The organism is Pantoea sp. (assembly GCF_028283705.1).
Classification (GTDB): domain Bacteria; phylum Pseudomonadota; class Gammaproteobacteria; order Enterobacterales; family Enterobacteriaceae; genus Pantoea.
The window spans coordinates 300,147-311,925 of record NZ_JAPWKD010000022.1; the positions used below are offsets into that span (position 1 = coordinate 300,147).

At 53.9% G+C, this 11,779-nt stretch carries 11 protein-coding genes; 7 read left to right on the top strand and 4 right to left on the bottom strand.

Going from position 1 to position 11,779, the window contains the following annotated elements; all coding sequences use genetic code 11:
• Positions 1-4 precede the first annotated feature (4 nt).
• Together qseC and qseB are read right to left on the bottom strand one after the other, a co-directional pair.
• On the bottom strand, positions 5-1,336 hold the full coding sequence (qseC, locus tag PW844_RS20420) for a quorum sensing histidine kinase QseC (RefSeq protein WP_299455772.1): 1,332 nt from the start codon (positions 1,334-1,336) through the stop codon (positions 5-7).
• A complete protein-coding gene (gene qseB, locus PW844_RS20425; RefSeq protein WP_299455774.1) occupies positions 1,333-1,995 on the bottom strand; it encodes a quorum sensing response regulator transcription factor QseB in 663 nt (220 codons plus the stop codon). Before qseB ends, qseC begins: the two co-directional genes overlap by 4 nt.
• A gap of 184 nt (positions 1,996-2,179) precedes the next feature.
• On the opposite strand from qseB, the gene PW844_RS20430 reads away from it, so the two are divergent.
• The gene (locus PW844_RS20430) at positions 2,180-2,575 is read left to right on the top strand and encodes a YgiW/YdeI family stress tolerance OB fold protein (protein ID WP_299455775.1); all 396 of its coding nucleotides are present in this window, start codon (positions 2,180-2,182) and stop codon (positions 2,573-2,575) included.
• 35 nt (positions 2,576-2,610) lie between these two features.
• Here PW844_RS20430 and PW844_RS20435 read toward each other — a convergent pair whose 3' ends face one another.
• Positions 2,611-4,032 carry a carbohydrate-binding protein gene (locus tag PW844_RS20435; RefSeq protein ID WP_299455777.1) on the bottom strand — a complete coding sequence of 474 codons (1,422 nt, stop codon included), beginning with the start codon at positions 4,030-4,032 and terminating at the stop codon, positions 2,611-2,613.
• A 329-nt stretch (positions 4,033-4,361) separates the two neighbouring features.
• Between PW844_RS20435 and rbsD the strand changes: the two genes are divergently transcribed.
• The 6 genes from rbsD (at position 4,362) to rbsR (ending at position 10,158) form a co-directional block, all read left to right on the top strand.
• Positions 4,362-4,781: a D-ribose pyranase gene (gene rbsD / locus PW844_RS20440; RefSeq protein ID WP_299455779.1), complete on the top strand. Its 420-nt coding sequence runs from the start codon at positions 4,362-4,364 to the stop codon at positions 4,779-4,781.
• Positions 4,782-4,788: 7 nt separating this feature from the next.
• Positions 4,789-6,297 carry a ribose ABC transporter ATP-binding protein RbsA gene (gene rbsA / locus PW844_RS20445; protein ID WP_299455781.1) on the top strand — a complete coding sequence of 503 codons (1,509 nt, stop codon included), beginning with the start codon at positions 4,789-4,791 and terminating at the stop codon, positions 6,295-6,297.
• Entirely contained in the window at positions 6,294-7,265 is a 972-nt protein-coding gene (gene rbsC, locus PW844_RS20450; protein ID WP_299455783.1) for a ribose ABC transporter permease, read from the top strand. The genes rbsA and rbsC overlap by 4 nt, the downstream gene beginning before the upstream one ends.
• Positions 7,266-7,291: 26 nt before the next feature.
• On the top strand, positions 7,292-8,167 hold the full coding sequence (rbsB, locus tag PW844_RS20455; RefSeq protein ID WP_299455785.1) for a ribose ABC transporter substrate-binding protein RbsB: 876 nt from the start codon (positions 7,292-7,294) through the stop codon (positions 8,165-8,167).
• A 64-nt stretch (positions 8,168-8,231) separates the two neighbouring features.
• Positions 8,232-9,161, top strand: coding sequence for a ribokinase (gene rbsK / locus PW844_RS20460; protein WP_299455787.1), 930 nt, complete (start codon positions 8,232-8,234; stop codon positions 9,159-9,161).
• Between the two features lie 13 nt (positions 9,162-9,174).
• Entirely contained in the window at positions 9,175-10,158 is a 984-nt protein-coding gene (gene rbsR / locus PW844_RS20465; protein ID WP_084878069.1) for a ribose operon transcriptional repressor RbsR, read from the top strand.
• On the opposite strand, the gene mdtD is transcribed toward rbsR, so the two are convergent.
• Positions 10,155-11,558, bottom strand: coding sequence for a multidrug transporter subunit MdtD (gene mdtD, locus PW844_RS20470; protein WP_299455789.1), 1,404 nt, complete (start codon positions 11,556-11,558; stop codon positions 10,155-10,157). The genes rbsR and mdtD overlap by 4 nt on opposite strands.
• Positions 11,559-11,779: the final 221 nt, after the last annotated feature.

An 11,779-nucleotide genomic window follows, 5' to 3' on the forward strand; every position in this document is an offset into this window, starting at 1 on the left:
CCGCTTACCAGCTGAGCGTGACGCGCAATCCCCCTGCTTCTCGCTGACTAAATACCACGCGAATACCATGCAGCTGCGCGATATTCTTCACAATGGATAAGCCCAGCCCGCTGCCAGTTTGCGTTTGTCCGGGAGGTCGCCAGAAGCGTTCCCCCAACCGCGCTAACTGCGCATCGCTCACACCCGGACCATTATCGTCAATGGTGAGGGTACGTGCAGCCAGTCTGACCTCTACCAGGCTGCCGCCGGGGGTATAACGCAGCGCGTTATCCAGCAAATTACGGACCATCAATGACAACAACAGCTGATGACCGTTTATCACCGGCTCGGCGACCACGTGCAGCTGAAGTTCGATATTGTGCTGTTCTGCCTGCGCATAATGCTCGGCCAGCAAGGTTTGCAGTAATGGAGTCAGAGCGACGGGCTGGAACTCGCTACGCAGATCGTCCGCCTCCACGCGGGACAGCGTAAGCAGCTGATCCACCAGCCGGGTCGCACGCAAGATCCCGGTATCCAGTTGCTGTAGCGCACGGTTGCGCATCGCTTCATCGTCATCCGCCAGCTGGATCACTTCACTTTGCACCCGCAGTGCCGCCAGAGGCGTGCGCAGCTCGTGGGCGGCATCTGAAGTAAAACGGCGTTCACGCTGAACCATCTCAGCCATGCGGCTGAACAGACCGTTTAACGCCTGAACCAGCGGTTGCACTTCTTTCGGCAACCGCGCAAGTGGCAACGGTGTGGCATCATCAGCGGCACGCTGGTGGAGTGAGCGGGTGAGGCGTTGCAACGGACGTAATTCGAACCACACCAGCCCCAGCAGCAACACCAACATAAACGGCAGTGCGAATAACCATGGCATGATGCTGCTTTGTGCCAAATTGCGTGTCATATCATCGCGATAATCCTTCTCCTGACCCACCACTACACGATAGCGTTGATCCGGAGAAGTCAGCCACAGCAGACGCCAGCTGTCATCATCATCCCGCAGATGCCCATCGCGAAAACCGTCGCGCCGATCATCAAACTGTAAATCGCGGCCGTTTTCGCCATCATTCAGCAGGAGTTTGCCGTCGTGACTAAAAATGGCGAAGGCCAGCGCATCGTCATCCTGTTTACCCCGATGCTTACTCAGGAGCGCTTTGTTTTTTGGCAGAGTGGCTTCATGCAGCGTGGCCGGATCGAGCGCTAACAGGCGTTTGGCAAACAGCATCTGCTGGGTATCGAACAGTTCATTAACGGTGTCGCGTGTCTGGTGCCAGGCGCTCAGGCTGGCGCTGCCCCAGCACAGGATGATCAGCAAGACAAAGCCGATGGCGAGGCGCAGGAACAGGCTCATTCTGCTGCTCCCAGCGTGTAGCCGACACCATGCACGGTGCGGATAAACTGGCTGCCAAGTTTTTTGCGCAGATGGTGGATGTGGACTTCGACCGCATTACTGGAGACATCGTCTTCCCAGCTATAGAGCTTTTCCTCCAGCTGGTTACGCGTCAACACCCGACCAGGATTACGCAGGAATAACTCCAGCAGCGCCAGCTCGCGGCTTTTAAGCGTTACCGGCTCTCCGTCATACAGCACGCTATGGCTGGCGGGGGACATCACTAGCTTGCCGTGGCGCAATTCAGGTTGAAACTGGCCATGCCGGCGGCGAATCAACGCCTGTAAACGTGCCGCCACTTCCGTCAGGGCAAAGGGTTTGCAGAGGTAATCATCAGCACCCAGCTGCAGACCCTGAACCCGCTGATCGAGCGCATCTCGTGCAGTCAGGATCAACACCGGCACATCCTGCCCCTGCTGACGCCACTGGCGCAGAATATCGAGTCCATCCCGTTCGGGCAGGGACAAATCAAGGATCACCGCATCCCAGGGGACAGATGCCAGCGCCTGAAATCCCGCATCACCGGAAACAAACCAGTCCACACTAAAACCGAGTTTGGTTAGGCCGACTTTCAGTCCATCGCCAATGATCCCGTCGTCCTCAATCAATAAAATCCGCATATAAAACCCTCCTTTTCTACTGGTGTTATACGAAGCAGAGTTGCGCATGTACAGGAGAAATAGCGACATTTTGGCCTGTTTTTCACCAATTTTAATCAATTGTTCAGCCTTAAGATCCTGTTAAGAACCTTATGGTGAAATAGCCTGCGTATCCCGCACATTTCATGGAAAAGAGGTGAATCAAATGAAAAAGCATGCAGCACTTTTCGCGATCGTGGCGCTGGTTGCCACGCCGGTTCTGGCGGCACAACAGGGTGGGTTTGTTGATCCGAATGCGCCAGCCGTACCAAGCCAGGCTGGTGGCTTTCAGGCTGGTAACACCAGCGTAGTGACGGTGAAGCAGGCCGAAGAGATGAAGGACGATAGCTGGATCACCGTACGCGGCTCTCTGGAGAAGCAAATTGGCAAGGAGGATTACCTGTTCCGCGATGAGACCGGCAGCATGAAGGTCGAAATTGATCACAAGCACTGGAATGGGCAAACCCTTTCACCCAAAGATCGGGTGGAACTGACGGGTGAGCTGGATAAAGATTTCAACGCCATTGAACTGGATGTGAAACAGGTGAGAAAACTGCCGTAACCTCCAGCAGGGGCTGCCGTGGCAGCCCCTTTCCGTTATTGCACCAGCCAGACGGAATGCTGTCCCGGTATGTTGCCCTGCGTCCAGTATGCCGCCTTATAGGTTTTGCCCTGATAAATGACGGTATCGCCGCCAGAATAGGCCATCGATGCTTTCCATTCTGTTATCTGCCCTGGATAGGCCAGTTTCCAGGCATCGTTGTAACCGGGTCTGAATAGCGTCCAGTATTTCGCGACGTATTTGATCCCTTCATAGGTCACTTTGTCCCCTGCTACATACGGGGTACCCGCTTGCCATTCCGGAAACTTGGTGCCCGGCTGCTCCGGCGTTGCCGGAGTTTCCGGTGCAGTGACGGTCATGGTCACGCGCTTCGTGTCTTGTTTGCCATTTTTGGTGACGGTTAATTCATAGATGGCGGTACCGCTGGAATTTGCCGGGGCGAGAGCGCGAACTTTAGCCAGACTTGATTCGCTTACCCAGACACCACTTTCTTTTTCCTGCAAAAAGAATTTACCCCCACCACCCACGACTTTCCAACTGTATGAATCGGCATTTTTACTGCCGGAAGCATCCAGCTCGCGGACAATCGATCTATCAGGGGAACTGGTGACGCTAAAATCGGCCGGAACCACCGCGACAGGCGCGTCTCCTGCGTTATCACCTGGGTTGTTGTTTCCGTCAAATGTTCCCCCGGCACTCATGATGACTTCTGTCGGATACGTACCGGTCATGTCATAGGTTGCACAGGTATTGGGGTTCGAATCGGAGATATAGCTCTGCCAGGGGGTGGCGGTATCGGAATACACACCCGAGACGTCATTGTACTTAACAACAAAATTGGTACGTTGCGCGCAGGTGAGTTCTCCGTTCAAAAACCACTCAGCCCAGCCCAACAGGCTTGGTTGCAGATCTGACCAGCGGGCAGGTACGGACACAATACCGATGATGGTCTCTTGACCGGTAGTCTGATCGGTGACGGAACCTTGCCAGGTTGTCAGACTTTGCGCAGCATCCTGTCCGGTGCGTTTCACATTGAAGGTATATTTATGGCCAACTTCCCAGTCATAAGGAATATGGCAACTCATACCGGTATCGGGGTCGGTCGAATCTGCGCCGCGCTTACACGCTTCAACGTTACTTTGTGTGCCTTTGCCGAAAATGCTGAACAGTGCGGTTTTGCCATACTCACCATTTGGCTGGAGACCAAAATAAAAAGCGCCTTCACTCATATACCAGCCCTGGTAAGCCCAGTACCAGGGGGGAGCTTCATTTGTCATCTCCTGCACTTCCATGCTTGCCGTCAAAGCGCTGAGCATTTTGCTGCTCTGCATGTTGGGATGGGTGCTGAAATGTACGTTCGGTGTGCGGGCTTTATCTCCCTGATCGTTATGCGCTTTTGCCACAGGCACATTGACGGTTAAGAGCGAGAGCGCAATCAAACTTCCGAGTGTTTTCACCTTGAAATTCATCATCGTCCTTTAGATAGATCCATCTTTATTTACAGCCAACGGATGGTTGTTAAGTATGGGGTTTTGTGCGAAATGACATATCCGGACACATCAGAAAACATAGTGACATAAGGTTAAGTAAGAAATTTCTTCTGAAAACCAGGGAAGTTCTTTAGTCGAAGGTAAAAGAACTCAGCTTTTCCCTGCGTAACTCAAATTTTCCCCGGTACAAGCGAAACGTTTCGATGGCGATCACATTTCCGTGATGTCGCCATTGAGTTGCGATGTACATTTTATACACTCCGGTCAGCGAAACGTTTCGCTGTGGAGTGGAAGAAATGAAGAAAGGTCGCTTGTTAAACGCTGAAATCTCTCATGTGATTGCCCGTCTGGGACACACGGATACGCTGACGATTGCTGATGCGGGGTTACCCATTCCGCTGGGGCCGCAACGTATCGATCTGGCGCTGACGCCGGGTACGCCCGAGTTTTTACAGGTTGTTGAGGTGGTAACAGAAGAGATGCAGGTCGAAAGCGCTCTGATGGCGGAAGAGATTAAGCAACACAATCCGCAACTCCACAGTGCACTGCTCGCCGTGCTCGAAGCCTTGCAACAGCACCAGGGAAATACCATTGCCGTTAGTTACATCAGTCATGAACAGTTCAAACAACAGACTCAGCGTAGTCAGGCGGTCATTCGCAGCGGAGAGTGTTCTCCGTATGCGAATGTCATCCTGAACGCGGGCGTTACCTTCTGAGGTCGCTATGCAACCGTTATTGCAACTCAAAGGGATTGAAAAGTCATTTCCCGGTGTGAAAGCCCTGAAGGGCGCATCGCTGTCGGTCATGCCTGGGCGTGTCATGGCGCTGGTCGGGGAAAACGGTGCCGGTAAATCCACCATGATGAAGGTGTTGACGGGTATCTACAGCATGGATGCGGGATCGCTACAGTGGCTGGGCCAGGAAACCACTTTCTCCGGGCCGAAAGCGTCACAGGAAGCTGGCATCGGCATTATTCATCAGGAACTGAATTTGATCCCGCAACTGACGGTCGCGGAGAACATCTTCCTTGGGCGTGAATTCGTTAACCGCTTTGGGCGCATCGAGTGGAAAAAGATGTATGCCGAAGCAGATACGCTGCTGCAACGCCTCAACCTGCGTTTCAACAGCCATAAGCTGGTGGGTGATTTGTCGATTGGTGATCAGCAGATGGTTGAGATCGCCAAAGTGCTCAGCTTTCAGTCACGAGTGATCATTATGGATGAACCGACTGATGCGCTGACCGATACCGAAACGCTGTCGTTATTCCGCGTCATTAATGAACTGAAGGCGCAGGGCTGCGGCATTGTCTATATCTCCCACCGTATGAAAGAAATTTTCGAGATTTGCGATGACGTCACGGTGTTCCGTGATGGTCAGTTTATTGCCGAACGTACGGTCAGCGAACTCAGCGAAGAAAGCCTGATTGAGATGATGGTCGGGCGCAAGCTGGAAGAGCAATACCCGCATCTTGACCAGGCGCCAGGCGCGGTACGTTTGCAGGTGGAAAACCTGAGTGGCCCAGGGGTGCATGAAGTCAGCTTCACCCTGCGCAAAGGGGAAATCCTCGGCGTTTCTGGTCTGATGGGTGCGGGCCGTACCGAATTGATGAAGCTGCTATACGGCGCACTGCCACGTAGCGGCGGCAAGGTGATGCTTGATGGCCGTGAAGTCGTGACGCGCGCACCGCAGGATGGCCTGGCAAATGGCATCGTTTATATCTCTGAAGATCGTAAACGCGATGGCCTGGTGTTGGGCATGTCGGTGAAAGAAAACATGTCGCTGACCGCATTGCGCTATTTCAGCCGTGGCAACGGTAGCCTGAAGCACGCTGAAGAACAGCTGGCAGTCGGCGATTTCATCCGCCTGTTCAACGTCAAAACCCCTTCAATGGAGCAGCCGATTGGCCTGCTTTCCGGGGGGAATCAGCAAAAAGTGGCGATTGCCCGTGGGCTGATGACGCGACCGAATGTGCTGATCCTTGATGAGCCGACGCGTGGCGTTGATGTTGGCGCCAAAAAAGAAATCTATCAGTTAATCAACCAGTTTAAAGCCGATGGGCTGAGCATCATTCTGGTGTCGTCTGAAATGCCGGAAGTGCTGGGCATGAGTGACCGCATTCTGGTGATGCATGAAGGCCATCTGAGTGGCGAATTTACCCGTGAGCAGGCTACCCAGGAATCCCTGATGGCAGCGGCAGTCGGTAAGCAACACAGCGAGGAGTTAGTTGTATGAGTACCCAAACCTTACCCGCCAGCCGTCGCTGGTTCAGCAAAGCCTGGTTGCTGGAGCAGAAATCGCTGATAGCGCTGATTGTGCTGATTGCCGTGGTTGCCAGCCTCAGCCCGAATTTCTTTACCGTCGCCAACCTGTTCAACATTCTGCAGCAGACTTCGGTGAACGCCATCATGGCGGTGGGGATGACGTTGGTGATCCTGACGTCCGGCATTGATCTTTCGGTTGGCTCGCTGCTGGCGCTGACCGGTGCGGTTGCTGCCTCGATCGTCGGCCACGAAGTGAATGCGCTGGTGGCAGTCGTTGCTGCGCTGGCGCTTGGCGCGGTGATCGGCGGGGTTACCGGCACCATTGTGGCACGCGGCAAAGTGCAGGCATTTATCGCCACGCTGGTGATGATGTTGCTGTTGCGCGGTGTCACCATGGTTTACACCGATGGCAGCCCAATCAATACCGGCTTTAGTGACAACGCCGATTTGTTTGGCTGGTTCGGTATTGGTCGCCCGCTGGGTATTCCGACGCCAGTATGGCTGATGGCAGTCGTATTTGGGCTTGCCTGGTACATGCTGCACCACACACGCCTGGGTCGTTATATCTATGCGCTGGGCGGCAACGAAGCGGCAACGCGTTTGTCCGGGATTAATGTTAACCGCGTCAAAATCATTGTTTATTCACTGTGCGGCATGCTGGCTGCGCTGGCGGGCACCATCGAGGTGGCGCGCCTGTCATCAGCACAGCCAACTGCGGGTACCGGTTATGAACTGGATGCGATCGCCGCTGTTGTTCTGGGCGGAACCAGCCTGGCGGGCGGTAAAGGTCGCATTATGGGGACGCTGATCGGGGCACTGATTCTCGGCTTCCTCAACAATGGACTCAATCTGTTGGGCGTCTCCTCTTACTACCAAATGATTGTTAAAGCAGTCGTCATTCTGCTGGCAGTGCTGGTGGATAACAAAAGCAGTAAATAACTCTGACCTTCACACAGGATTCATTAATGAAAAAGTTAACCGCATTGGCCGTCATTCTTGGCGCCACTCTGAGTGCCAGCGCGATGGCGAAGGATACTATCGCTCTGGTTGTTTCGACGCTGAACAACCCATTCTTTGTTGCGCTGAAAGATGGCGCACAGAAAGAAGCTGACAAACTGGGTTATAACCTGGTAGTGCTGGATTCGCAGAACAACCCGGCGAAAGAACTGGCGAACGTGCAGGACCTCACCGTTCGTGGTACTAAGCTGCTGCTGATCAACCCAACCGATTCTGACGCCGTGGGCAATGCCGTGAAGATGGCCAACCAGGCAAATATTCCGGTTATCACCCTTGACCGCGTGGCGGCACAGGGCACTGTGGTCAGCCACGTCGCGTCTGATAACCGCTTTGGCGGTAAGATGGCAGGTGACTTTATTGCGAAGAAAGTCGGTGACGGCGCGAAAATCATCGAATTGCAGGGCATTGCCGGTACCTCAGCAGCGCGTGAGCGTGGTGATGGTTTTAAACAGGCTGCCGATGCACACAAATTCAATATTCTTGCCAGCCAGCCGGCTGATTTTGACCGTACTAAAGGCCTGAACGTGATGCAGAACCTGCTGCAGGCGCATCCAGATGTGCAGGCGGTGTTCGCGCAGAACGATGAAATGGCATTGGGCGCACTGCGTGCATTGCAGACCGCCGGTAAAACCGACGTGGTGGTGGTGGGCTTTGATGGCACCGCAGACGGTGTGAAAGCCGTTGAAGCGGGCAAACTGACCGCCACTGTCGCACAGATGCCTGATAAGATTGGTATCATCGGCGTAGAGACTGCGGATAAAGTATTGAAAGGTGAAAAAGTGCAGTCGATCAATCCGGTCGATCTGAAACTGGTTACCAAATAACACGCGAAGAAAAGCAGGGCAACGCGCCACCGTTGGGTGGCGCACTCTTGATGGATCACTCCCTATGAGCAAAAGCGCAAAACTGGCCGTACTCGGCAGCATCAATGCCGATCACATCCTCAATCTCGCCCACTTCCCACGTCCGGGCGAAACGGTGATCGGGAAACAGTATCAGGTTGCCTTTGGCGGTAAAGGGGCTAATCAGGCGGTAGCGGCCGGACGAGCCGGTGCCGATATCGCCTTTATTGCCTGCGTTGGTGCAGATGACATTGGCGAACGCATTCGTCAGCAGCTGCAGCAGGACCGTATCGATACCGCTCCGGTAGAAACCGTGGCGGAAGAAGCCACTGGTGTGGCAATGATCTTCGTAAATGGCGAAGGTGAAAATAATATCGGCATTTATTCTGGTGCCAACGCGGCATTAACACCGGCCTGCGTGGCGCGTCATCAACAGGTTATCGCAGACGCGGACGCGTTGTTGATGCAACTGGAATCCCCACTGGAAAGCGTGCTGGCAGCGGCGAAAATTGCCAAAGCGCAGCAGACGCAGGTGATACTCAATCCGGCCCCGGCGACGCAGCTTTCCGATGAACTGCTTCGGCTAATCGATATCATCACCCCGAATGAAACTGAAGCAGAGATTCTGACCGGCATCGCGGTAAAAAGTGATGAAGATGCCGCACGTGCCGCCGCAGCGTTGCATGCCAAAGGTATTCAAACCGTGTTGATTACGCTGGGACGCCGCGGTGTCTGGCTGAGTGAGCAGGGCGATGGTGTGCGCATTCCGGGCTTCAGCGTGCAGGCTGTGGATACCATCGCTGCAGGCGATACCTTTAACGGTGCTTTTATTACTGCCCGTCTCGAAGGTGTTGCGATGCATGATGCGGTACGTTTTGCCCATGCGGCAGCGGCGATAGCCGTTACCCGTCCTGGTGCGCAGCCCTCGGTACCGTGGCGTACTGAGATTGATGCCTTCCTGCAACAACAGGGATAAGCGCTTGGCTACCATGAAAGATGTCGCCCGCCTGGCGGGCGTCTCAACCTCCACTGTTTCGCATGTCATTAATAACAATCGCTTTGTCAGCGAGCAGGTGCGCGAAAAGGTGGAGCAGGCCATTCGCACGCTTAATTACGCTCCCTCCGCGCTGGCGCGCAGCCTCAAAATCAATCAGACACGCACCATTGGTATGTTATTGACGGCCAGCAGCAACCCCTTCTATTCGGAAGTGGTGCGCGGTGTGGAGAATAGCTGCTATGAGCGAGGCTATAGTTTGATTCTGTGCAATACCGAAGGGGATGAGGAGCGCATGAATCGCAGCCTGGAAACGCTGTTGCAGAAGCGCGTTGATGGCCTGCTGATTATGTGTACCGAAACTCATCTGCCGTCGGCAGATATCCTGAATCGTTATCCGTCGATTCCGATGGTGATGATGGACTGGGCACCCTTTGAAGGACGTGGCGACATTATTCAGGATAACGCGCTGTTAGGCGGCGAGCTGGCGACGCAGCATCTGATCGATCGTGGCTATCGCCGTATCGCCTGCATTGCCGGTCCGCAGGATAAAACACCGGCGCGGCTGCGTCTGGATGGCTTCCATAAAGCCATGTCTGGCAGCGGATTGCCGGTATTGCCGGGGTATGTGGTTGACAGTGATTTTGAGTTTCAGGGTGGTTTTAATGCCATGAACCAGCTGCTGACCCTGGACCCACTGCCGGAGGCGGTATTTACCAGCAACGATGCGATGGCGGTCGGCGTTTATCACGCGCTGTTCCAGGCCGGGTTGCGTGTGCCGCAGGATATCGCCGTGATGGGATACGATAACATTGAACTGTCGCGTTATCTGACACCGCCGCTGAGTACCATCCATCAACCGAAAGATGAGTTGGGTGAACTGGCGATTGATACGCTGATTCATCGTATGAGCGATCCCGACGCCAGTCAGCAAACGCTGGTCCTGACGCCGGAGCTGGTGGAGCGAGGTTCGGTTTAAACGCCTTTCTTCTTTTTATCACGGTTGGTGATTAAATGACGGCCATCGCCATTGCGTAGCCACATAAAGGTAAAGGCGGCCAGTACGGTGATCACTCCCATGGTAAGAAAGGTGGCGTGGAAATGCTGCACCGTGGTGCCGCCAAATTCCTGATAAAAGCGCAACACCGCTGCACTTACCGCGACACCAAAACTGATCGACAACTGCTGCGTTACTGCCAGCACGCTATTACCGCCACTGGCATTCTCATCATTCAAATCGGCCAGAGTGATGGTGTTCATGGCGGTGAATTGTGTCGACATTGCCATCCCCAGCACGAATAACGCCAGCAGCAGCATTGCCACACTTCCACCTGGAGATTGCAGTGAGAAGCTGGCGATCAAAATACCGATAATCACCGAAATGCCGACCAGCGTGTGGCGGTAACCAAAGCGACGCAACACCTGGGTGACGGTGGATTTTGCCAGTAATGAGCCGATAGCGGTTGGCCCCATCATGCAACCGGCAATAATCGCTGGATAACCAAATCCAACCTGTAGCATCAGTGGCATCAGGAACGGAATACAACCGGTACCCAGACGTGAAGCGATATTGCCAATGATGCCGATGGAAAACGTGCGGGTTTTAAACATCGGCAGGCTGATCAGCGGTGCCGGATGGTGACGCGCATGAACAATATATAGAAGAAGCAATAACACACCGGCAAACAACACCCCGGTTGCCTGCCACGGCGACACAATACGTTCACCAAACAGTTCGATACCGATAGAGATCAGTACCAGGCCTACGCCGAACAACACAAAACCACCAAAGTCGAAGCGGCGTTTCGGTGTGGTGAAATCCGGCATGTATTTTCGGGCATAAAAGATGCCGAGCAGACCGATGGGAATGTTAATCAGGAAGATCCAATGCCAGCTGGCATAGGTAACCAGTAAGCCGCCCAGCATTGGCCCGAGAATCGGTCCAACCAGGCCGGGCATAGTAACAAAGTTGAGGACTGGCAACAGTTCACTGCGTGGATAGGCACGTAACAGCGCCAGTCGTGCGACCGGCATCATCATCGCCCCGCCAATCCCCTGAACTACCCGCGAGAATACCAGCATGCCCAGGCTGCCTGATAAGGCGCAGGCCAGTGAACCCAACGTGAATAATGAAACCGCCAGGATAAATATTTTGCGCGTGCCGAAGCGATCGGCCAGCCAGCCACTGACGGGAATCAGCATTGCGACAGTTAATGTGTAGCTAATGACGGCGGATTGCATGGCAAGTGGGGAACGTTCAAGACTGGTTGCGATGGCAGGAAGCGCGGTGTTGAGGATGGTGGCATCAAGCGATTGCATGAAAAATGCCATAGCGGCGATCCAGGGCAACCCGGCCATACTGCGCGCGGAGCGAATCATTTAAAGTCCTTCTTTAATAAAATTCTGTTTGCAGCAGGGGAAAACTGCGATTGGACAAACAGAATAGCACCGCCATTAAACAGCATTACGATGATTTGTGCCGCGCAGGGGGCTGTTTAGGGTGTTTCTTCATCGCAAAATGTCTTCTTTTTATTCGTTCGACTAAAAAAGTAGCGCTCAGTCAATTTTTTGCAATAAACGCTTGTCACTCAGAATTATCT